Origin of the sequence: Micromonospora sp. NPDC047740 (genome assembly GCF_043204735.1) — a bacterium.
Lineage (GTDB): Bacteria > Actinomycetota > Actinomycetes > Mycobacteriales > Micromonosporaceae > Micromonospora.
The window spans coordinates 1-21625 of sequence record NZ_JBIDCT010000041.1; the positions used below are offsets into that span (position 1 = coordinate 1).

A 21625-nucleotide genomic window follows, 5' to 3' on the forward strand; every position below is an offset into this window, starting at 1 on the left:
TCCGGACGACATGTGTCCGCGGACCCGGAGAAACCGTGTCCGCGGACCCGGCGGCCCACTGTCCGCCCACCCGCAACACCCGATGTCCGTTGACAACTCGGGTGCCGGTTATGGCGGATTTAATCCGCCAATAAGCCGTCGATTAGCCGTGGTCGTTCGCTCATCGAGGTTCGCGGCGTGCCGATCGACGGGGAGTGGAGCGGCTCCCCAGTTGGTTGTTGCCGGGCAGGAGGTTTGCTGACGCGGCCGGACGTCGCGGCGCCGTCGGCATGGCGCCGAACGCGCGGTCCAAGCATGGACGAACAGCAGATTTCTGAGCGACGGACCAGGCTCGGCGGGGTCGGACGGCTGGGACAACGCGCAGGGACCGCCGCGACGCTCTTCGCCGTATCGGTGGCTTCTTGTCTCGCCCATATGACATGTCCCGGTTATCCCCATCGGTGAGGATGAGGGCATGTCTGCATGGAACAAATGGTTGCGCCGGCTCGTCGCCGTCCTTGGTGCGGTCGTGCTCTCGGTGTTCGTGCCGGTCGCAGCGTGGGCGTCCACGGGGACCGGCGAGCGGGTGATCGAGGCCGCCGCGAGCAGGCCGCGGGGCGGCGCGGGCCTGGTCTGCTGCCTGGTGGTTATCGCCGTGGGCGTGCTGCTGGTGCTGTGGCTGATGCGCCGCCGCCGGGGCAGGCCGCGCTGACGCGGTCGGGCGGGACGAGGCGGCCCGCGCGTGGTCGCATCCGGCTCCCCGGCCACCGCTCCTTGATCTCCCAAAATATATCGAGCTGATCTGCGGGGACTCCGAGTCGAGCCGCAGGCCAATTCGCAGAACGGTCATCCGCCCTCGCTGATCTGCCTGGCGGATCCTGTCGCCGGCGCCTGCCGGATCGGCCTGCCCTGCGTGTGTACGGGCTGATCATGGTGCTGCTGCCCGGCGACCCTGATCACAGTCCAGGCGTCGGGTAGCACGCTCAGCGAGTGGAAGTACTCCCGGGACCGTTGTCGCTCCTTGAACTCCTCACTTTCCCGTCAGCGTTCCATCGGCTCGATCCGGAACCCGCCCCTGCCGGCGATCCGGACCTCGTACAGCAGGTCGAATCCATCGACCTGCCGAGGGCGTCGCAGCCGCTTGAGCGTGTCATACACCCCGACGTCCGGTACCCGAGCTCGATCCTCACGGGCGGCGTTGCGGGCGAGCGCCGCAGGCAGATCGGGCCGGAACCAGTACCCGACCGTCCTTGCCCCGTGGACGCGAGCGGCCTCGATCAGCGGTTGCCACTCCTGCGGTGAGGGATTGGTGTTGTCCACCACGACACAACGCCCCGCGGTCAGCGCCTCATCGACCAGACGCATCTGGCGGCGCTGACGATGGCGGGCATTCGGGAAAGCGTCCTTGCTGACCACCAGATGAGTGTCGGCCAACAGTTGCCGGCAGAACGTGGTCTTCCCCGATGCCTGCAGCCCGATCAAGATCGCCAGTTCCAGCCCGTCAGCCATGGACCGCCTCCGGTACCCGCTTCTCACGCACCGACAACGACCTGAACGTTGCGGGGCAAGCGACGACCCGAGGAGATGCAGCAGCCCGGTAGCGCGACAGCGTGGTGAGATGACTGCCCTCGTACACGAGCACTGCGCCCGAGCGGACCACGGGCCGTACGTGCGGTCGACCGCAGATCAACCTCCGAGGTCGACCTCGATTTCCACCTCGACGTCGTCACGGACCCTGAGCGCGCCGAGAAAGGCCGAGTACGGCTTGATTCCGTACGCCGACTGCGTCACCACCGTGGCGGCGCGGTACCGGTCGGACGTCACCTCACGCACTTCGATGTCGATCGGGCCGGCGGCCCCATGCAGCGTGAGGGTTCCGCTGATCGTGGCATGGTCGTCGCCGACGACAACGCGGCTGGACTCGAAGGTGGCCGTCGGATGGCGATCGACGTCCAGCGTCCGCCGGGCGTTGTTCTCGATCTCGCCCCGATCCTTGTCAGTCAGCGGTCGCGCACCGCCGGTGCCCTGCCGCACGGCCAGCGATCCCAACCCGACCTGGGCCGTCGCGGTGGCATCCGCCGGTCCAGTCTCCGGAACATCCAACTCCACCGACCAGTCGGTCACCTCGATGGCCAGGTCGTGCCCGACGGTCGAGCCGATCCCCGCGCGGCGGGTCCGCAGCAGCATGCGCCCCTCGTCCGGGCCGAGTCGCCACCGTCCGGTTCTGATCTCCACCCGCCAAGCGTACGCGGACATACCAGATCAATTCCCTCGCTAGCTCCGACGAGGGCGAGTCGGTGACCAGGCTCGTCGCCGGCCCGCCCGCGCCGGTGCCCGAAGGACACGAGCATGTTCGAGTCCATCCGCCAGGGCCGCTGAGCAGCGACCTCCGACGCGGTCACCGAACTGACGGGCCGCAAACCGGCCTCCCTCCGAACGGCGCGAGCCTGGGCGTAGGGAACCAACGACGTGATCCGCCCAAGCGTGGTCCGCGGCGTATTCTCGGTGGCTTGAGAGCTGCCACGGCCGGCAAAGGCGGAACGGATGCGCGATCCACACGACTTCGACCTCGAGGAGATCGCTACTGCGCTGGAGGACCAGAGCGCGTACGAGCACCGGTGGCTGATCGACCCGGCAACCGGAGAGGTGATGTTCTGGACCGCCGATGGCGGCATCGACGGTAAGACACCCGTCGACCTCGACGAACTCGATGTGGTGTCCATCGACTCGTTGCCGTCCTACGTGTGGTACGAGGACATGGTCGACTTCGCGGACCTGCTCAGCGACGAGCGCGCCAGCCGACGACTGCATCGAGCGATCGACGGCAGGGGCGCCTTCCGGCGCTTCCGGAACGAACTGTATGAGGAGTACCCGCACCTGGTGTCGGTGTGGCAGGACTTCCGCAACGCGCGTGCCCTCCGGCGAGCGATCGCGTTCCTGGCGGACAACAACCTCGTCGCGGAGGATGCGGCGGAGCGAGCCCGCGCCGAGCACCCTGATCCGGCGGTGCCGTGATCCCAGCGCCGCCGAATGATGTCAGGGGCGCCGCGAGTCGCTCGACTCCACGTCGATGGCCGCGATCAACGCAGCAGGGGAGTCGGACAACGCCGCCAGCATGCACCTCAGCCATCGCCTCGTCGCGACACCGGGCCCGCCTCAGCGGGGTCGGGTCGTTCCAGCGACAGCGGTCTCGTACATCGTCTCGACTTCCCGGTTCACCCGGATCAGCGAAGCCAGATAGTGCTGTGTCTCGGGGTCGGTGGAGTAAAGCATGGTGCCACGCATTCCCCGGGTCATCAGCACCTTGTACGTGTTCCGGATCAAGCGGTCCGCCTCGAAGTCGCTGAGTGCCTTGCGGCTGCGGAAGGCGGGGTCCTTCGACTCCGTTCGCCGGGTGATCAACCGGCCGTCGCGGGCGACCAGGTCCGGGCCGAGGATCACACCCGACCACTCGTACTCGAAGCCCTGCGCCGTGTAGACGCAGCCCACCTGGCCGAAGCCGTTCGGGTCGGTGGCCCAGAACGCGCTGCCCGGCGCGTCACCGACGCTGCGGTCGCTCTTGACGTTCCACGGCCGGGCCCAGCCGCCGACCCGCACGTCCGGCACCAGCGAATCGTCCGGGCGCGGGTCGCTCCACGGCCAGCAGTAGCCCGCCGACAAGCGCGCCGTCTCCCCGGCGGCCTGCTTCGCCGCCAGGAACGCCTCCATCGCCTCCGGCGAGTCCGCCAGCCGCAGGTCGAAGCGGCCGTCGCCGGTCCAGGCCGAGGGCTCGCCGCCGTCGAGGCCGAGCAGGTCGAGGACCCACTGCTCGTACGCCTCGCTACCGCCGCAGCGGAACTGGTCGTGCAGCGACACCACCTCCACGTCCAGGTTCAGCTGCTTCGCGTACGCGGAGATGACATCGACGCTGCCCAGCTCGCCCGGCTTGACCACCTGATGCTCGTCCAGCAGAAAAACCGGCACCCTGGCGGCGGCGATCAGCTCGTCGATCTGGAGGCGGGCTTTGTCCCGCTTCGCCTTCGGCGTGAAACGGTTGACCGACGTTTCCCGGATCCGGTGCGCCTCGTCGCAGATCAGCACGTCCAAGCCGTTGCGCTCGGCGGACATGAAGCTGTTGAAGTAGCCGAAGAGGTTCTTCAAGCGGGTCGAGCCCTTGCCGGCGTAGCGCCGCAGCGTCTGCGTGAATGACCGCGAACCGGTAGCGTGCATGACCGCGCGCTCCTGCCGGGCCAACTCGCCGAGCACCGACAGCGCGATCACGCTCTTGCCGCTGCCCGGGCCGCCGGAGACCACCACGACCGACTTGCGATCCGCGGAGCGCGCCCGCTCCACGGCGTGCAGGACCAACTCGTACGCCAAGCGCTGCTCGTCGAGCAGCGTGAAGTGCGACCGCTGCTTGAGCTCGGCGGCGGCGTACGACAGAAGGTGCTTGCTCGGGCGGACGGAGCTGGTGAGAAAGCGGTCAGCGGCGGCCGCGCCCGACGCCGGAGCCAGGTGGGCCCGGAGATAGTCGAGGAACTGGCCGCGGCGCTGCTTGGTGAAGATCCGGCTCTGTTCGGTGGGCCACCGTAGGAACAGATCGTTCACGTCCCGGTCCACGGCGTTGTGCAGGTACGCCGCCCCGACGATCGGGCTGCGGTGGTGCGAGAGCACGCCGAGGAAGTCCGTCAGGTATTCGCAGTAGTCGCCGACCTGCACGCCGGGGTGCAGCCGCGGACCGCGGGCGTGCTCCACCAGGACCAGCCGGTCGGACCCCTCGTAGGACTCCGCCTGCGACCACTGCTTGAGCTCCACGATCACGTAGGAGTCCTCGGTGGTCTTCGGATGTAGGCCCGCGAGCACCACGTCGATCCGCTTGCTGGTCAGCGGCAGTTGGTACTCCACCAGCATCTCGACCTGCCCCAGGCCGGCATCGACCAGGTCCTGCCCGAGCACGGTGAGGCTGCGCTCCCAGGAGCGCCGTTCGGCGGCGCTCACGTTGTGACCGATGTGCTCCGCGACCCGATCGGCCAGCGTGCCGCTGGCCGCGTAGCGGAGGAGACCATCGGCGGAGGTGCGGAACGCAGACAACACTTGCCCCCGGGCAGCACGAAGAGATCGTGCGCATGGGGGGCGTGTCCGGCCGCAGCCGGAAGCCCGTCGTTACGCGCCTGTACTTGGTGGACTGTAGCGAAGAGATCAACTCCTCGCACGCCTTGTTACCGCTTGGCGGCGGAACCCTTGGCCTGTTCAACGGGATAGCGGATGGCGACCTCCGCCAACTTGGTGAAGGCAGCCTCCTCCAGGTTGATGCCGAGGACGTCCGCCAGGCGGGTCAGGTAGATCATCACGTCGCCGATCTCCGACCGGACGCGCGCGCCAGCCTCGGGATCGTCCATCACCGCGGCGGTCTGCTCGGGGGTGAGCCACTGGAACTCGGCGAGGAGTTCACCGACCTCGCCGGCGAGCGCCATGGCGAGGTTCTTCGGCGTGTGGAACTGCTGCCAGTCGCGTTCCTCGGCGAAGGCCCGCACGCGAGCCGTCAGGTCGTTCACCCGAGCAGTCTTTCACGGCCGGCTCTACTGGCATTCGGGCTGTTCCCGCTATCGCGCCGGGCTGTCCACGAAGCCGCCGCCGTTGATCCGCTGCACGAAGTTGGCCCAGGCCGTCGGTGCGAACCTCAGGCGCGCACCAAGCTGGTCTTTGGAGTCGCGTACGGCGACGATGCCGGGGAGGTTGGTGGCGACCTCGACGCAGTTGCCGCCGTTGCCACCGCTGCGGGTGCTCTTGCGCCAGACGGCGCCGGTCAGGTCAGTCATGCCGCACCTCCCCGATGATCCTCTTGATCATGTCCGTCGATTGTGCCTCATCGAGCGCCATAGCCTCCAGGCTCTTCCAGGCGGCTCGGTAGGCGGCCAACTCATCAGGCTTGTCGAGATACAGAGCACCGGTCAGCGATTCGCTGTAGGCGACGGGTGGCTCCGGTGCCGCTCGTCCGCCCTTCGTGGCGGGAAAATCGAGGATCACAAAGGAGCCGGCAACTGCACCGGAGTGCGGTCCCGCGGCGAACGGGAGCACTCGGATCGACACGTTCGGCAACTCGGCGGCTTGGATGAGTCGGCTGAGCTGGCCAACCATGACTCCGCGGTTGCCGACGGTGCGGCGGAGCACGGCCTCGGAGAGCACTGCATCTAGCTGCGGCGGCCTCGGCAGGCGACGGGTTAGCAGGCTCTGCCGCTGCAAGCGCACCTCGACCGCTCGCTCCCGTTCCTCCTGGCTGGCCGAAGGTCGGTCGAGCCGGACTAGGCCGAGGGCGTACTCACGAGTCTGCAAGACGCCAGGGATGAGCGTCTCCTCGTACTGGCGCAGGTGGGCGGCGGCGGATTCCAGGCCGACGTACAGCTCGAACCAGCTCGGCACCGCGTCCCCGTACGCATGCCACCAGCCCTTCGATTTCGTCTCCGTGGCCAGGCCCTTCATCGCCTCGGTCATCTCCGCCGAGACCCCGTACAGCTCGCACATCGCCTTGACGTCGAGCACCCGGACCGCGCCCAAGCCGCACTCGATGCGCCAGATCTTCTGTCGGCTGTATTCGAGAGCCTCGGCGGCGGCGTCCAGGGTCACGCCGGCCTCGGTGCGGTACTGGCGCAGCAGCCGGCCGAGCTGCCGGCGCGGCACGGTCGATCCGATCTCCTCGGCCATCCGAACACTCCTAGATTCCGTCCTGCAACACTGCGTGACGTCGCTCTGCAACACGTACAGGTTTCAGTAAAGAAAGTCAATACATCTGGCGAGAAATCCGCTGTGGAATGTTGCGCTGCGGCTCTGCGGTGTCACACGCTGACCACAAGAGCCGTGCTGCCGTACTGCTGAGTGGAGCTGCGGTGGCAGGGCCGGGGTGGGTCCGCCTGTGCGGGGAGGGCGGGTGGCCCCACCCCATCCACCCACGACGAGCGAGGGAGACTGCGGGATGACCGTCCGCCACCAGCGACCGGCCCGGGGGAGCGGAGCGACCTACCGCTCCAGCGCGTACACCGGTCTGCTGCCCTGGCAGGTGCGCGAGCGCCGCTTCAAGCCGGTCGGGCTCGGACGCCGCGGCCTGAACCCCGACGACGTGTACGCGTTCCTCGACCGGGTCGCCGGCGACATGGCAACCGTCTACGCCGCCCTGGCCGCCAGCCGCCGGGAGACCGCCGTCGTCAAGGACGCCCTGCGCCGCTGGCAGTCCGACCAGGCCCGCGCCCGAGACGCCCGGGGACACGAGCGGTGACCCAGCGGTACGTCATCCACCTGCCGGTCGTCGCCACCGACCTGCCCGCCGCGCAGCGCCTGGCCCGGGTGGTCGGCCGCTGGTTGCTCGTCCTGCCGCAGACGGACCAGGGGGAGACCACCGTCTCCGTCGAGGACGACCAGAACGTACGCCATCGGGTCTTCTGTGACCTGCTCATGCCCGGTGGCCGGCGCTGCCTGCTCCGCGCCGACCACGACGGTCCCTGCACCCGCCGGCTACGCCGCTGACCCGCCGCAGCGCGCCTTGGCGATTCACCCGATGGGGATGAGGCAGGGTCACCCACCGGCGCAGCAAGGTGTTGGCAAGGCGCTGCGGCGCATTTGGGTCAGGGCTCGCGAATGGCCCTTCGACGGCGATCCGGCCGGAGAGGAGATCAGGGTGGAGTACCAGGATTTTGTCAACGCCGTGGCCACGCGGGCAAAGGTGTCGACCGATCAGGCGGCGACACTCACCGGCGCGACGTTGGAGATATTGGCGGATCGGATCAGCGCCGGCCAGGCTGATGACCTTGCCTATCAGCTTCCGGACGAGCTGGCCGATCACCTGCGCAGACCGCTTGGACGGGAACGGGCCACGTCGTTCGGGTTCGAAGAGTTCGTGCGGCGGGTGGGGGATCGCCCGGACGTCGAGCGTGCGCTCGCCGGTGCCGTTGTCCCCGCGGTGCTCACGACGCTACGTGAGGCTGTTTCCCGTGACGAGTTCGAGAATGCGATGGCCCAGCTTTCGAAGGAGTTTTGGCAGGTGATCGAACCGGTGGGTGCCGGTGGCGGGCGGCGTCCCGGCTCATAGCCCCCGCGCTGGGACACGGGCGGCGACCCAGCGGTATGTCATCCACCTGCCGGTCGCCGCGGACCTGCCCCCCGCGAAGTGCCTGGCCTGACGACCGCGGTTGCCCGCATCGACGGCCGTGGTTGCCCGCATCGTGCGGCTCCTCAACTTCACGCTTGCAGAGCCAGTATCGCCGAGGGCGGCACGCTCCGAACGGCCCGTCCGGCGATCATGCTTCGACAGCACGAGGGCCCCTCGGAAGCCGATTTCCGCCGTAGGGGATGCTTCCACTGGCCCTGCTCCTCGGACCGCTGCTCGTCGCGGGTATACAGTCGGTTGCGGATGGAACGACCTGCTCCACCTGTCGTAGGCGGTGTGTGGAAGGCGTTTAGCCAGCGGCTTTGGCGATGATGCGATCCATCTCCTCTCGACCGAAGGCCCGCAGGGTCGTGGTACGGACGTTGCCCGCCCCACCGAGCTGCAGGAACGCCGCGGTGGCGGTTTCGTCGTCGGGTGCCTCGACGACGGCCACGAGGTCGTACGGACCGACGGTCCAGTAAATGTTCAGGAGATTCGCCCCGAGATTCTGGGTCGCTGCGGCGAAGGCCTCGGCGCGCTTCGCCGTGTCCTTGTAGCCTCGGATCCCCTGATCGGTCCAGTTCAGCAACGCGACATACGTCGGCATGGCCTTCACCTCCATGAAGAGACCTCATCGTAGGTTGATTCCGGTCATAATGGGCGGAATCCGCATCAAGTGAGCAATAGAACGAGTGATGCGAGCGATCACAGAATCGACGGCCCGCTCGGCGAGCCAGACCCAGTCATCGCTTCTAGGGCGGAGCCGGCATAACCTGTCCACCGACGGCGGACAGAAAGTGGACCGAGTTCACTGCCTCGCGTACCACCGACCGGGCCGTCGTGGCAGCGCGGCGCGGGCGGTCTGTGCCTGCACGCGATCATCCAGGACCCGCCGAACCGGGGCCGGATCTACACCGACATCTCGGCGGCAGTTGGGCACTTGTGGTGCTCGACGGCAAACAGCTGTCCGCCGTCGAGCGGCCTCGTCACCTGGCGACATCTGCGCCTGACCGCACTTGCCGCCGCAACCAGGACCGGCCGCGACAGCGGGCTTGCCAGCCGGCTACGAGTAGCGCACGGTCCGCCGAGCCGGACGGCAGCCAAGAAAGAGGGCGGGGATCTGGAGGCTTGCCTCCAGATCCCCGCCCTGACTACATCTGGATCGTTATCCCGCTCGGCACGAGGCGAGCGCCCCCACGACGCCGACGCCCGGCGCGCGCAAGGGGAGCTTGGTCGAGGCCGCGGGGCACCGGGGCACCGCGAGGTCGTAGATGCCCCGACCGAACGAGGCCACACTCAACTGGCGGGTCGGCTCGTGGTAGCGCATGTACATCACGGCCGCGTTCGGCAGATCCGCGCCGAGGGAGGCCCACTCGCCGCCGTTCCAACCGGAGACGTACACCCCGACATCGGTTCCGACCAGCAGCAGCCCGTCCGAGGTCGGTACCACGGAGTTCACCGGTGCGTCGGGCAGGCCGCGGCCGATGTCCGTCCAGGTGCGGCCCCCGTCGGCAGTGACCATCACGTGCGGGCGGTCGCTGCCGGAGCGGAAGCCGGAGAACGTGGCGTAGGCGATGTTCTTGTCCTTCGGGTGCACCGCGACCCGGGTCACCCACGTACCCGGCAGTTGCGCCTGATCGACCCGGTTCCAGTTCTGCCCGAGGTCGTCGGTCCACCACAGCCGGCCGTCGTCCGTGCCGACGTAGAGCTTGTTACCGTCGGTCGGGGCGGCCGCGATCGTGCTGACGGTGCCCCACGGGTAGCCGGACGGGTCGTTGGGGCCGCCACCGGTGAGGTCCGGGCTGATCGCCGTCCACGTACGACCGTTGTCCGTCGACCGGTTGACGATGTTCCCGGCGTAGTACATGACGTTGGGGTCGCTCGGGTCGAACTGCAGTGGCGTCAGCCAGTTGCGCCGCTGCGACACCGTCTGGCCGGTGCTGATGCTCTGGCGAGGCGTCCCACCCGCGTTCTCCGACCGGTAGCAGGCGCCGTACTGGCTGCACCCGAAGACGATGTTCGGGTTCTCGGGGTGGATGATCACCTGGAGGCCGTCACCACAGCCGATGGCGTTCCACGCGCCACCCGGCCCGTTGTAGCCGCGGTTGCAGCCGTTGTCCTGAGCGCCGCCGACCTTCAGTACGGGGTCGGTCTCGGCGACATCCACCGTGTAGAACTGGGTGTACGGCTCGTGGGTCGACTTCACCCATCCGCTCGCGCCGTTGTTGTCGGACCGGTAGAAGCCGCCGTCGTTGCCCAGGTAGGCCCGGTTGGGCTTCTTCGGGTCCCACCGCAGCACGTGCTGGTCGGCGTGCGGGCCGCCGACGGAGGAGAAGCTCTGCGCGCCGTTGGTCGAGCGCATCAGGCTGACCCCGGTGAGGAAGACGTGGTTGTGATCCTTCGGGTCGACGAAGAGCTTGCCGAACCACCAGCTGAAGGTGGACTGGGATGCCTGGTTGGCGGTGACCGGGGTCTGCGTCCAGGTGTCGCCGCCGTCGTCCGAGCGGTAGAACGCGCGGAACGGGCCGAGGGCCGTGCCGACGTAGGCGTACAGGCGCTGCGGGTTGCTCGGGGCGACCGCCAGCCCCCAGCGGCCCTGATCGGCGTCGGTCGGCAGGCCGTTGGTCATCCGCTGCCAGTTCTGGCCGCCGTCGTCGGAACGCCAGATGCTGGAACCGGGGCCACCATAGGTGCGCTGGTGCGGCTCACGCCGGTGGTCCCACATCGCCGCATACATGCGAGCCGGGTTGCTCGGGTCGATCACCACCTCGGTCGCGCCGGTGGTGTCGTTCGGCGCGGCAAGAACCTGGCGCCAGGTGTCGCCACCGTTCTCCGAAAGATAGACGCCCCGCTCACCGCCGGGGACGAACAGGTTGCCGGTCGCCGCGGCGAAGATCCGGTCTTCGTTGCTCGGGTCGATGGCGAAGCGGGCGATGGCGTGGCTGTCCTTCAGGCCGACGTGCTGCCACGTCGCACCCCGGTCACGGGAGCGGTAGATGCCGTCGCCGCCGAAGGTGATCGAGCCGCCGCCCGGCTGCGGCTCACCGGTGCCGGCGAAGAGCACCCCGTTGCTGGTCATGGCGACGGCACCCATGCTCTGGCCGGAGTTGCCCGGCCACGCGGCGGTGAATGTCGCACCGGCGTCGCTGGACTTCCAGATGCCTCCCGAGGCGGCGGCGATGAAGATCTGGTCCTCGACCTGGGGATCCACCGCGATGTCGACCACCCGGCCGCCGATGTTGGTCGGGCCGAAGAAGTTCCAGTTCCGGTCGGCCAGGTTGCGGTAGACGCTGCGGGTGTGCGCGGCGAGCTGGTTCGCCTCACCGCGTGCCTTGGCGTATTTGGCCGTGGACAGCTCCGTGCTGCCGTCGCTGAGCCGTTGGGCGGTCATCCATTCATCGGGCAGCTCCATCGGCCCGGTCGGCGTGCTCGTGGCCAACGATTCCTGGCCGTTGGCGGACGTGAGGGATGCCGTCAGCGCGACCGCGGTCAGCAGCGCCAGGCCTGCTGCCACCGTGAGGCCGCGACGACGTCGCAGGAGGGTTCGATTCATATGGGATCTCTCCCTGTCCGTCGGATGCGACCGGGATGACCGGTCGTCCGTACGCACCTTAGACACGGTGACGTCAAACGTCACCAAGCATCTGAAGGGATTCGTACTGTCGTCTTAGGACACCTGTTGAGCTGGTCCGGTGCCTAGTCGGTGTGGAACTGCGGCAGCCCCGCGTCGTCGGAGTCCGGGCCCACCACCGCGGTCAGGCTCGTGCCGTCCGCGCAGAGCGCGCCGGCCCGCAGGTACATCCGCCGCTGTGGCGTGCGGATCAGCACCTCGGCCTCGAACGTCTCGTCCTCGGCGCGCAGCAGGTCGATGTCGTCGCGGTTTTCGTAGTGCCCGCGTACGTCCAGTGGGGTCATCCGGACGGTGGCTTCAACCGTTGTCAGCACGCCCTGCTCGACCACCGAGGTGATCCGGGCACCGTCGGGCAGCACCAGCCCGGTGACGTCGGCGCTGATCTCGGGGTCGTCGTCGAGCGGCACCCGGTCGCAGCTGGGCAGGTTCGCGAGCATCGCGCGGCCGGGATCGGCGCCGCGGCGTGACTCCGCGCCGTCGCCGCAGCCGGCGAGCGACGCGACCGCGACGACGAGGGCAACCACCCGGACTCTCACTGAAGCAGGATGTCACGATCAACGCAGTACGCGCCAGCGCCGCACCATCAGCAGCTGCAGGGCGATGATGACGGCGGTGACCGCCATGAGCATGATCGTGATGAGCGAACCGTAGGCGAACCCGGAGAACTCGAAGACCTGGTCGAAGATGTAGACCGGCAGGTACAGCGTGGCGTTGGCGGGCCGGCCGTCGGTAAGGACGTACGCCGGGACGAAGTTGACCTGCAGGGTGAGGATCGTGTCCCGGACCGCGAGTAGCACCAGTATCGGCGCGAGCAGCGGCAGCGTGAGTCGCCGAAGCTGACCGATCGGGCCGCAACCTTCCAGCGCCGCTGCCTCGTACAGCCGGCCGTCCAGGAGTCGGCGGGCGGCGAGGACGACGATGAATCCCTCCCCGATCGGGAACGCCAGCATGAGGACGACCCCGATCCGCGCGGTCATCGGATCGGCCAGCCAGGTGTAACCGGGGTGGCCGAACAGTCCGAGGAGCTGGTTCAGCGGGCCGTACATCGGATTGAGCACCCAGAGGAACAGCACCGCCAGCGCCACGTCCGGGATGACCGTCGGCAGGTAGACAGCGGCCCGGAACAACCGACCGCCCGGGCGCGGTGCGGCCAGTAGCAGCCCGAGCCCCACGGCGGCGAGCATTCGGACCGGTACCGCCAGCGCCACGTGGAACAGCGACGCCTGCAGACTGTCGAGCAGGAAGCCGTCGGAGAGCAGCCGACGGACGTTGGCCAGGCCCACGAACTGTGGATCGCGGGTGAGTCCGGTGTGGTCGGTGAAGGCGTAGCCCACATTGAGCAGGGCGGGAACCGCGATCAGCAACACGACCGCGACGGCGTACGGTGCGAGGAACGCCCAGGCGGTGAGGGGACGTCTGGCCCGGCCAGTCTTCACCGGCGCCGCCCATTGTCGGCATCGAAGCGGTGGATCCGGCTCGGGTCAGGGCGAAGCCGTACCCGATCGCCCGGCCGCACACCCGGCCGCGGCCCGGTTCGTACCGCCAACCGCGTACTGTCCGCACAGCGCGTGAGCACGATCGCCTCACTGCCGAGCGCCTCCACCGCCTCGACCGTGGCTTCCAGGGGCCCGTCGGCGTCGAGCGCCAGATCCTCCGGCCGTACGCCGAGTGTCACGTCGGCCGTGCCGCCCAGCACACCCCCGCCCGGGACCAGGTTCATCGGTGGACTACCGAGGAAACCGGCGACGAAGGTGTCGGCCGGCCGGTCGTAAACCTCCTGCGGCCTGCCGACCTGGCGCACCTGCCCGCCGTGCAGCACCGCCACCCGGTCGCCGAGCGTCATCGCCTCCGCCTGGTCGTGCGTGACGTAGATCGTCGCAGTGCCGAGCTCGCGGTGCAGGGCCAGCAGGTCGGCGCGGGTGGCGAAGCGCAGCGGCGCGTCCAGGCTGGCCATCGGCTCGTCGAACAGGTAGACGCGGGGGTCGCGCAGGACAGCCCGGGCCAGGGCGACCCGCTGACGCTGCCCGCCGGACATCTGGTCGGGGTAGCGGTCGAGCAGGTCCGCGATGCCCAGGCGCTCGGCGGCCTGCTGCGCCCGCTGTTCGGCCTCGCCGCGCCGGACCCGGCGCACCCGCAGTCCGAAGAGCAGATTGCCGCGCACGGTCAGGTGCGGGTAGAGCGCGTAGTCCTGGAAAACCATCGCCACCGCGCGTTGGTGCGGCGGGAGGGCAGCGACATCCTGACCGTTGACGAGAATCCGGCCGCCGTCAGGTCGCTCCAGTCCGGCGATCAGGCGCAGGATGGTCGACTTGCCCGAGCCCGACGGTCCGACCAGGGTCACCAGCTCACCTACCCGGACCTCCAGATCAACGCCGTCGAGGGCGCTGACCTTTCCGTACGACTTGGCCAGTGACTCCAGTCGGATCGCGTGGTGCTCGATGCTCACCGGCCGGTTCCCTCCTCAAGGGTGAACAGTGGCCGGATCTGCTCCTCCAGTTGGCGCAGTCCTTCCTCCCGCCCAACCCGTCCGTAGAACACCTCTTCGAGAAGTTTGTCGGCCTCCCGCTCCACCCGAGCCCAGGTGGCAGTGCGTGGTGTGGCGCGCAGGTGCGGCTCGGCGTCCAGGAAGACACCCGACGAGCGTGGGGGCCGATCCGCGGCGAGAAACGCGGGGGAGTTGGCGACGTCGAGGCGGGAGGGCACCGTGCGGCCCGACTCGGCGAGAATCTCCTGACCCTGCACCCCCATGGCGAACTCGATGAATCGCCAGGCGGCACCATGGTCCGACCGGCCCGCGCCCATGCAGTAGGCGTCGCTGTGCAGGATCGAGGCCGGTGCGCCTCCTGGCGCCACCGGCAGTGACGCCGCATCCCATTCGAAGCCCTTGATGGTGCGCAGTGTCGGCACCGCCACCCGACTGTTCAGGTACATGCCCAAGCCGCCGCGCAGGAACCGTGCCTCGCTTGATTCGCTCTGCTCCTCGGCGTCCGGTGGCACCACATGGTGCACCAGTTGGAGGTCGAGGAACCAGTCGAGGGCCTTGCGCGTGGCCGTGTTGCGGGTGAGGGTCAGCGCGGCGGGCTGGTCCGTGTCGTCGACGAGTTCACCACCGTTGGACCACACGAACGGCGCGACCCGGGCGATCGACGGCGCCACACCGACACCGTACACACCGTCGCCGGTCAAGGCCTGCGCCGCCGACAGGAAGTCCGCCCAGCTCCAACCCGCCTTCGGCAGCGGCACGCCCGCCTTGGCGAACAGGTCAGCGTTGTAGTAGACGACCAGCGACGACATGTTCTGCGGGAGGCAGGTCAACTGCTCCCCGTCGAAGCGGAAGGCCTCCAGGGCTCGCGGGCTGAAGTCCTTTTCCTTCAGCACCTTGCTGCCGTCCAGGTAGGACTGGACGGGCTCGATCGCTTTCTGCGCCGCGAACTGACCGTAACGGCGGTAGTTCAACAGGAAGACATCGGGGGGATTCCCGCCCGCGAACGACGTGGTCAATCGCGCCATCAGTTCGTCCTGCGTGGCGACCGGGGAGAGGGTGACGTCGACGCCGGGATCGGTCTTCTCGAAGGCGGCGACCAGGCTGCGGTAGCCAGCTATCTCCTCGGCGTTGCCCGCCAACACCACGGTCACTTTCGCCGCGTCGTCCGTGCTACCGGCGCCACCGCAGCCGGCGGCCAAGCCGACCATCAGGGCCGCGGTGGCGAGCGCCACCCACGGCCGTACACCGCCATTCATCGGCGACCTCCAGATCTCAATGCCGTCAACGGGTTGTCGTTCAACAGGATCCGTTGGGCCAGCAGGAACACCGCCGCGCACGGCACGGTCGCGATCACACAGCCAGCCATCAAGAGCGGCCAGTCGGTGGGATTCAGCAGGCGCAGGAACTGCAAACCCAATGGATAGGTGTAGCGGTCACCGTTGTGCAGGTACAGCAGCGGGTCGATGAAGTTGGACCAGTGGAAGGTGAAGGCGAGGACCGCCACCGCCATGGTCGCCGGACGTACCTGGGGCAGGGCCACCCGGCGCCAGACGGTCAGCCACCCGGCGCCTTCCAGCCGAGCCGCCGCCAGCTGAGTGTCCGGTATACCGCCGAAACTCCAGGCATACAGCAGCACAAGAAACGGGCTGCCGGCGAGCACGGCCGGGGCCAGCAGCGGGACATACGTGTCGACCACGCCGGCCAGCCGGAACAGTTCGAATCGGGTCGCCCACACCCCGGTAACCGGCACGAGGAGTACCACCAGCAGACCCAAAACCACCCGCCGCCGGGCCGCCGGCGTGAGCAACCGGAGACCGAAGCCGGTCAGCGAGGCCACGAGGACGGTCAACGGAACGGCAAGTGCAACGACCAGCGCCGAGTTCGCCAGGTAGGTGAACAGAGGTATCAGCCTGGGTAGCCGAGCATAGGCGGCCAACGTCGGCTCGGGCGGGAACAGTTCGAGCGTGCGTGGCGGGGGCAGGCCGACCGGTCGCAGTGAGCCAACCACCATCAACCACAGCGGAGCGGCGAACAGCGCTGCGAACAGAGCCGGCACGACAAAGCGCCCGATCACGCGAATCCCAACCGTAGGCCCCGACCCGGGAACGCGCGTCCGCAAGCGAACACCAGCCTCTCTTGCCAGCGGTCACAGGTGGGCGGCTTCGCCTGCCGGCTGACCGCCGCCGACAAACACCGCCCCGGTCCTCTGCGCCAGTCAGAAGCTACCAAGCGGCTGTGCCAAACCTACGAATTGGCGGCTCGCCGATCATCGGGCAGCTGTTGAAGAACAACAGCGGTAGCTCCTACGCCTGTCGCGCTCCCGCCGACCGACGTTGCCTGCTTCGCGCCGACCGCGCCGGCTCCCGCGCCCGCCGCCTGCGCCGCTGATTTGCCGGCGGAGCGACCAGGGGCGCGGCGCCGGGCCGGTACCGAGCCGCTTACCTGCAACGGAATCTCGTGCAGGATCCGCTTGTCCCGCAGGTCCAGCAGGGCCAGTCCGCCCAGCTCGTAGGTTCCGCCATCCGAACGCGGCAGCCATGCCGGAGCGGATCTGCTTACGCCAGCCGCTGTTCGAGGAACCTATTCGCCGCCTCAGTCGGCGCCGGTGAGGTAGCGGTCCAGGGTGGGGCCGACCTGGGCGGCGAGCTCGTCCGGCGTCATCGCCACGACGGGCGGTAGCTGCACGACGTACCGGCACAGGGCGAGGCCGAGGATCTGACTGGCGATGAGCCCGGCCCGCCGCCCGGCCTGGGCCGGGTCGGGGCAGCCGGCGGCGACGGCCGGGGTGACCTGGGTGGCGAAGATCTGCCGCATCCGCTCGGCGGCGGCATTGTTTGTCACGGCCGCTCGCAGCAGCGCGGCCAGTGAGTCGTCCACCTCCCACCGGTGCAGGAAGTGGCGGACCAGCGCCTCGCCCAGGTCCTCCCGCGGGAGTTGGCGGGCGTCGGGCAGGTGCAGGTCAAACTCGGCCGCCGCGGCGAACAGCTTCTCCTTGTTGCCGTAGTAGCGCATCACCATCGCCGGGTCGATGCCGGCGTCGGCGGCGATCGCCCGGATGGTCGCTCGGTCGTACCCGTCGGCGGCGAAACGTTCCCGGGCGGCGCGCAGGATCGCCTCGCGGGTCGTGTCGGAGCGGCGGGCGCGGCTGGGAGCGGTCATGTCAACGAGTGTAGGTCAACAGGTGTTGACTCAATCTCCGGACGGGCCTACCGTCAATGTCAACGATTGTTGACTTACGGGGAGTTGTCATGATCAGCCAGCAGAACGACGTCGTGATCGTCGGCGCCGGCCCGACCGGGCTGCTGCTCGCCGGCGACCTGGCCGCTGCGGGCGTACGCACCACCGTGTTGGAACGCCGGTTGGAGGAGTCCAACCTCACCCGCGCCTTCGCGGTGCACGCCCGCACCCTGGAGCAACTCGACGCCCGGGGACTGGCCGACGAACTGATCGCCACCGGCGCCCAGGTGCCGTCGCTGCGACTCTTCGGTGGTGTCCGGGTCGACCTTTCCTCGCTGCCGAGCCGGCACCCGTTCGTTCTGATCACCCCGCAGTACCAGGTCGAGCGGCTGCTTCAGCGGCGGGCCGTGGCGGCAGGGGCGAACCTGGTGCGCGGCGCCGAGGTCACCGGCCTGCGGCAGGACGCCGACGGCGTCGACGTCGACGTGACCACCCAGGATGGACCGGTGACCGTGCGGGCGTCGTACGTCGTCGGGGCCGACGGCCTCCGCAGCCGCGTCCGGGCGGCGCTCGGTCTGCCGTTTCCCGGCAAGGCCGTGGTCACCTCGCTCATGCTCGCCGACGTACGGCTGGCCGAACCGCCCCGCGACGTCCTGATGGTCAACGCGGTCGGCGACGCATTCGCCTTCGTCGCACCGTTCGGCGACGGCTGGTACCGCGTCTTCGCCTGGAACCGGCGCAACCAGCAGCCGGACGGCGTGCCGGTGGACCTCACCGAGCTACGGGAGGTGACCCGCGAGGCGCTCGGCACCGACTTCGGCATGCACGACCCGCGCTGGATGTCCCGCTTCCACAGCGACGAGCGGCAGGCGCCCCAGTACCGGGTGGGCCGCGTCTTCCTCGCCGGCGATGCGGCGCACGTGCACTCGCCCGCCGGCGGCCAGGGCATGAACACCGGCCTGCAGGACGCGGCGAACCTCGGCTGGAAGCTCGCTGCCGCGGTGCAGGGCCGTGCGGCGGACGGGTTGCTGGACACCTACCACGCTGAACGGCACCCGGTCGGGCGGATGGTGCTGCGCGGCAGCGGCGCGATCATCCGGTTGGCCCTGATCCGGTCACGGCCGGCCCAGGTGGCCCGCACCATGATCCTGCGCATCGCGCTGCGGCTCGGACCGGCCAGGCGGCGGATGGCCGGCATGATCTCCGGTGTCGGCATCCGGTACGTCGCCCCGCGCGGCGCGCACCCGCAAGTCGGCACCCGCGCGGAGGACCTGCCGCTCGCCGGTGACCAGGCCGGCGGACGGCTCGCCGAGGCGCTGCGCGGCGGCATGTTCGTCCTCGTCGCGCCGTCAGGAGCCGATGCGGCGGCCGCGCGAGCCTGGGGCGACCGGGTCCGCGTGGTCACCCCGACGGCGGCCACCCCGCTCACCCTGGTCCGCCCCGACGGGTACATCGCCTGGGTATCCGAGGAGTCCGACCCCGGCCGACGGGATGAGCAGCTATGCGTCGCGTTCGGCGAGTGGTGTGGCGCGCCGGTGGTGTCGCAGGAATCCGATGCGGTCCGGTCGGGAACCGGGCAGGAATGACATCCTCGCAAGGCGGGAGATTCCCGCTTCAGCGCCGAACGTCGCCGACGCTGGGTGGCTGGTCGACAGGACGTCAGCAACGGCTCGATCCATGCCCATTGGGCATCCGCCAACGACATCCACACAACGATCAGACGATCTTCATGGCATGATCCGGGCGCCGCCTCGGACGTTTCACGAGGCGCGCGGCAGCGCGAGCCAGTCCTGCCAGGTAATGTCGCGGCCCAGATAACGGGGCTGCTGGAAGGGCCAGTCGGCGGCGATCCATTGCGGCACCAGCGCGTCGAGCGCGCGCTCCACCTCGCCGCCTACGAGGTCGTCCACCACCCACCAGGAGACCTCTCCGTCGGAGCCGGTGCGCTCGGGCGGGTCGATGTAGACGCAGCCGAAGATCGCCGTCTCCTCCTTGTCCAGCAGCGCGTAGTTGAAGGACTGGTGCGCGGCTATCTCCTTCTCGTGCCGCAGCAAGTCGATGCGGTTCGCCTCATAGGTCATCGTCTCCTTGGGCCAAGCCCAGGCCGGGCCGAAGATCTCCCACAAGCGCTCTCGGGAGCCCATCACGGCGGGGTAGTCGCGCGCGGCGTCTGCCTCCCGGATCGGCCGTAGGTGAAGCGTGGTGTTGGGCAGCGGCACGTAGACGGGGTGGACGTAGTCCTCAGGCAGCCAGCTCATGGGGGCCGAGGCTACCGCCGATTGGTGCGGGGTGATCCAGGCGGCTGGATCAGGTGATCCAAGCGACAGGCCCCCGGGCGGTAGGGGCGGGTTCTAAATGCTTAAGCGGAAAGGACTCCTTGCTGCTGGCGAGTGCCGGCGCGAGTAGGTGGTCATGCGGTTTCGCGGGTGAGCGCTGCGAGGAAGTCGTCGACGAGTCGGGTCTGTGTCGCGGCCGGCAGCCGCTCGGGGTCGAACAGTGCCTGGACCACCAGGCCGTGGGTGAACGACAGCACGATGGTCGCGAGCCGGCCCGGGTCCCCGTCGGGAAGTTCGCCCATCTGTTGTGCTTCCTCGATGGAGGCGCGCAGGCCTGCGCGGATACGTTCGTAGCGAAGGCTCTGGGCGGCGAACAGGTCGGGGTCGGACAGGGCGACGTCCCAGGAGCCGACCCAGATCCGGTTCATCGCCGCTGCGGCGGGGGTCAGCGGGAGGATGTTGAGCATCTGCGTGCGTAGCGCCGCCAGTCCGGGTGCGGGAGCGGCCCGCCGGGGGCGGTGCGCGGTGCGCTCCTCGAGGATGTCGAGGGCGTGGGCGATCAGTTCGCGCTTGCCCGCGAAGTAGTGGGTGACCAGTCCGGTCGAGGAGCCCAGGGCTGCTGCTACGGCGCGCATGGTGAGGCCGCCGAAGCCGTGCTCGGCCAGGACCTGCCAAACCGCCTCCGAGACGTCCTGGCGGCGGGAGTCATGGTCCGTGCGTGCGGGGCTCATGGCCTGCTAGCGTACATGCCAAACGTTTGTTATGTACGGAGGTCATGATGTTCGCGCTGCCGCTCGCCGACTCGGCCGTGCTGCGCCCACTGGAACCGTGGCAGGCCGAGGAATTTCTCGCGCACCTGGACCGGGCGCGCGAGCACATCGCGCCGTGGGTCTCACCCGCCTTCGTCGCCCGCGACGTCGGCGAGGCCCGCGCGGTGCTGCAGCGTTACGCGGACAAGCGGGCTCAGGACAGCGGCGGCATCTGGGGCATCTGGCTGGACGACCGCCTGGTCGGCGGCGTCATGTTCGTCTCCTTCGACACCGCGCTGCGCGTCTGCGAAGCGGGCTGCTGGCTGGAGCCCGGCGCACAGGGCCGCGGGCTGATCACCCGCGCCGCGGAGCGGATCATCGACTGGGCCGTCGAAGAACGCGGCATTGCTCGCGTCGAGTGGCGCACCAACGCGCGCAACGAGCGCAGCATCGCGGTCGCGCAGCGGCTGGGCATGAGCCGCGACGGGACGCTGCGTCAGGTCTACCCGGACGGCGCGGGCGGACGGATCGACCTCGAGATCTGGTCCGTGCTGGCCGACGAGTGGCGGGCCCGCCACGCCGGTCGACCGGCCCCTCTCGCCCCCACGGGCATCATGTCCGCTGCTGTGAAGGCCGAACTCGACGGCCTGATGGCCACCTTCCTGGGCGCCTTCGCCAACGCCGGCGGCGTCAGGCCGAACGTCGAGGCGATCTACGAGGTGTTCATCCCCGAAGGGATGATCATCAACAATGTGGGTGCGACCCCGGTGGTCTACAACCTGTCCCAGTTCGTCGAACCTCGCGAGAAGATCCTTACCGACGGGACGCTGACCGAGTTCCGGGAATGGGAGACCGCGGAGACCACCGAAATCTACGGCGCGATCGCCCACCGGTTCAGCGAGTACCAGAAGTCCGGCTATCTCAACGGCGAGTGGTTCGAGGGCCGGGGCATGAAGACGACCCAGTTCGTCAAAACCCCGTCGGGCTGGAAGTTGAGCTCGCTGGCCTGGGACGACGACCCCGCCTTCGAGCCCGCCGCGACAGATTCTTGAGCGCGACGGAGCACGGAAGCGGCGGCCGCGGCCGTCCCGGCCGCGGCCGGTCGGCCCTACCGGATGTTTCCGGTGTGGCCGAGGGAGTAGCGGCCGGGTTGGGGCCAGATGGTGAGGCCGTGTGGGCCGCGGCCGACGGGGATTCGGGCTAGTAGTTTGC

22 protein-coding genes and 1 pseudogene are annotated in these 21625 nt (G+C 69.0%); 7 read left to right on the forward strand and 16 right to left on the reverse strand.

Features of this window, described 5'->3' with window-relative positions; translation table 11 throughout:
- Nucleotides 1–454 precede the first annotated feature (454 nt).
- Nucleotides 455–691, forward strand: coding sequence for a hypothetical protein (locus tag ACGF4F_RS36910; RefSeq protein ID WP_357447220.1), 237 nt, complete (start codon nucleotides 455–457; stop codon nucleotides 689–691).
- Between the two features lie 329 nt (nucleotides 692–1020).
- Here the strand turns inward: ACGF4F_RS36910 and ACGF4F_RS36915 are convergent, their stop codons facing one another.
- Complete coding sequence (locus ACGF4F_RS36915; protein WP_357447223.1) at nucleotides 1021–1488, reverse strand: ATP-binding protein; 468 nt, start codon at nucleotides 1486–1488, stop codon at nucleotides 1021–1023.
- A 177-nt stretch (nucleotides 1489–1665) separates the two neighbouring features.
- Nucleotides 1666–2166, reverse strand: a complete 501-nt coding sequence (locus tag ACGF4F_RS36920) for a YceI family protein (RefSeq protein ID WP_393085085.1) — start codon at nucleotides 2164–2166, stop codon at nucleotides 1666–1668.
- Between the two features lie 357 nt (nucleotides 2167–2523).
- Between ACGF4F_RS36920 and ACGF4F_RS36925 the strand changes: the two genes are divergently transcribed.
- Nucleotides 2524–2994, forward strand: coding sequence for a UPF0158 family protein (locus ACGF4F_RS36925; RefSeq protein WP_357447229.1), 471 nt, complete (start codon nucleotides 2524–2526; stop codon nucleotides 2992–2994).
- A 141-nt stretch (nucleotides 2995–3135) separates the two neighbouring features.
- On the opposite strand, the gene ACGF4F_RS36930 is transcribed toward ACGF4F_RS36925, so the two are convergent.
- From ACGF4F_RS36930 to ACGF4F_RS36945, 4 genes are all read right to left on the reverse strand, one after another.
- On the reverse strand, nucleotides 3136–5052 hold the full coding sequence (locus tag ACGF4F_RS36930) for a DNA/RNA helicase domain-containing protein (RefSeq protein ID WP_393085089.1): 1917 nt from the start codon (nucleotides 5050–5052) through the stop codon (nucleotides 3136–3138).
- Nucleotides 5053–5177: 125 nt separating this feature from the next.
- Entirely contained in the window at nucleotides 5178–5513 is a 336-nt protein-coding gene (locus tag ACGF4F_RS36935) for a nucleotide pyrophosphohydrolase (RefSeq protein WP_357447235.1), read from the reverse strand.
- Nucleotides 5514–5561: 48 nt separating this feature from the next.
- The gene (locus tag ACGF4F_RS36940) at nucleotides 5562–5777 is read right to left on the reverse strand and encodes a DUF397 domain-containing protein (RefSeq protein WP_357447238.1); all 216 of its coding nucleotides are present in this window, start codon (nucleotides 5775–5777) and stop codon (nucleotides 5562–5564) included.
- Entirely contained in the window at nucleotides 5770–6660 is an 891-nt protein-coding gene (locus tag ACGF4F_RS36945) for a helix-turn-helix transcriptional regulator (protein WP_357447241.1), read from the reverse strand. The genes ACGF4F_RS36940 and ACGF4F_RS36945 overlap by 8 nt, the downstream gene beginning before the upstream one ends.
- A gap of 268 nt (nucleotides 6661–6928) precedes the next feature.
- Here ACGF4F_RS36945 and ACGF4F_RS36950 point away from each other — a divergent pair, with 268 nt between their 5' ends.
- From ACGF4F_RS36950 to ACGF4F_RS36960, 3 genes are all read left to right on the forward strand, one after another.
- Nucleotides 6929–7228 (forward strand): DivIVA domain-containing protein, encoded by a 300-nt coding sequence (locus ACGF4F_RS36950; protein ID WP_357447244.1) that lies wholly within the window; start codon nucleotides 6929–6931, stop codon nucleotides 7226–7228.
- Complete coding sequence (locus ACGF4F_RS36955) at nucleotides 7225–7476, forward strand: hypothetical protein (RefSeq protein WP_393085094.1); 252 nt, start codon at nucleotides 7225–7227, stop codon at nucleotides 7474–7476. The genes ACGF4F_RS36950 and ACGF4F_RS36955 overlap by 4 nt, the downstream gene beginning before the upstream one ends.
- A gap of 151 nt (nucleotides 7477–7627) precedes the next feature.
- Nucleotides 7628–8038, forward strand: coding sequence for a DUF2267 domain-containing protein (locus ACGF4F_RS36960; protein ID WP_357447254.1), 411 nt, complete (start codon nucleotides 7628–7630; stop codon nucleotides 8036–8038).
- A 367-nt stretch (nucleotides 8039–8405) separates the two neighbouring features.
- Here the strand turns inward: ACGF4F_RS36960 and ACGF4F_RS36965 are convergent, their stop codons facing one another.
- The 8 genes from ACGF4F_RS36965 to ACGF4F_RS37000 all read right to left on the reverse strand — a co-directional run bounded on the left by ACGF4F_RS36965 (nucleotide 8406) and on the right by ACGF4F_RS37000 (nucleotide 17370).
- Nucleotides 8406–8717, reverse strand: coding sequence for a GYD domain-containing protein (locus tag ACGF4F_RS36965; RefSeq protein ID WP_357447257.1), 312 nt, complete (start codon nucleotides 8715–8717; stop codon nucleotides 8406–8408).
- 543 nt (nucleotides 8718–9260) lie between these two features.
- A complete protein-coding gene (locus tag ACGF4F_RS36970) occupies nucleotides 9261–11648 on the reverse strand; it encodes a WD40/YVTN/BNR-like repeat-containing protein (RefSeq protein WP_393085097.1) in 2388 nt (795 codons plus the stop codon).
- A 143-nt stretch (nucleotides 11649–11791) separates the two neighbouring features.
- Nucleotides 11792–12262 (reverse strand): hypothetical protein, encoded by a 471-nt coding sequence (locus tag ACGF4F_RS36975; RefSeq protein WP_357447263.1) that lies wholly within the window; start codon nucleotides 12260–12262, stop codon nucleotides 11792–11794.
- A gap of 18 nt (nucleotides 12263–12280) precedes the next feature.
- The gene (locus ACGF4F_RS36980; RefSeq protein ID WP_393085100.1) at nucleotides 12281–13162 is read right to left on the reverse strand and encodes a carbohydrate ABC transporter permease; all 882 of its coding nucleotides are present in this window, start codon (nucleotides 13160–13162) and stop codon (nucleotides 12281–12283) included.
- Nucleotides 13159–14172 (reverse strand): ABC transporter ATP-binding protein, encoded by a 1014-nt coding sequence (locus ACGF4F_RS36985; RefSeq protein WP_393085103.1) that lies wholly within the window; start codon nucleotides 14170–14172, stop codon nucleotides 13159–13161. Before ACGF4F_RS36985 ends, ACGF4F_RS36980 begins: the two co-directional genes overlap by 4 nt.
- Nucleotides 14169–15548: an ABC transporter substrate-binding protein gene (locus ACGF4F_RS36990; protein ID WP_393085106.1), complete on the reverse strand. Its 1380-nt coding sequence runs from the start codon at nucleotides 15546–15548 to the stop codon at nucleotides 14169–14171. The genes ACGF4F_RS36985 and ACGF4F_RS36990 overlap by 4 nt, the downstream gene beginning before the upstream one ends.
- Entirely contained in the window at nucleotides 15464–16285 is an 822-nt protein-coding gene (locus ACGF4F_RS36995; protein WP_357447275.1) for a carbohydrate ABC transporter permease, read from the reverse strand. Before ACGF4F_RS36995 ends, ACGF4F_RS36990 begins: the two co-directional genes overlap by 85 nt.
- A 518-nt stretch (nucleotides 16286–16803) precedes the next feature.
- The gene (locus ACGF4F_RS37000) at nucleotides 16804–17370 is read right to left on the reverse strand and encodes a TetR family transcriptional regulator (protein ID WP_393085110.1); all 567 of its coding nucleotides are present in this window, start codon (nucleotides 17368–17370) and stop codon (nucleotides 16804–16806) included.
- 89 nt (nucleotides 17371–17459) lie between these two features.
- On the opposite strand from ACGF4F_RS37000, the gene ACGF4F_RS37005 reads away from it, so the two are divergent.
- A complete protein-coding gene (locus ACGF4F_RS37005; RefSeq protein WP_393085113.1) occupies nucleotides 17460–18974 on the forward strand; it encodes an FAD-dependent monooxygenase in 1515 nt (504 codons plus the stop codon).
- A gap of 174 nt (nucleotides 18975–19148) precedes the next feature.
- Here ACGF4F_RS37005 and ACGF4F_RS37010 read toward each other — a convergent pair whose 3' ends face one another.
- Both ACGF4F_RS37010 and ACGF4F_RS37015 read right to left on the reverse strand, forming a co-directional pair.
- Nucleotides 19149–19646 carry an N-acetyltransferase gene (locus tag ACGF4F_RS37010; protein WP_393085115.1) on the reverse strand — a complete coding sequence of 166 codons (498 nt, stop codon included), beginning with the start codon at nucleotides 19644–19646 and terminating at the stop codon, nucleotides 19149–19151.
- 152 nt (nucleotides 19647–19798) lie between these two features.
- The gene (locus ACGF4F_RS37015) at nucleotides 19799–20395 is read right to left on the reverse strand and encodes a TetR/AcrR family transcriptional regulator (protein ID WP_393085118.1); all 597 of its coding nucleotides are present in this window, start codon (nucleotides 20393–20395) and stop codon (nucleotides 19799–19801) included.
- Nucleotides 20396–20442: 47 nt separating this feature from the next.
- Between ACGF4F_RS37015 and ACGF4F_RS37020 the strand changes: the two are divergent.
- Nucleotides 20443–20988, forward strand: a pseudogene (locus ACGF4F_RS37020) (GNAT family N-acetyltransferase); the annotation flags it as partial.
- Nucleotides 20989–21625 lie beyond the last annotated feature (637 nt).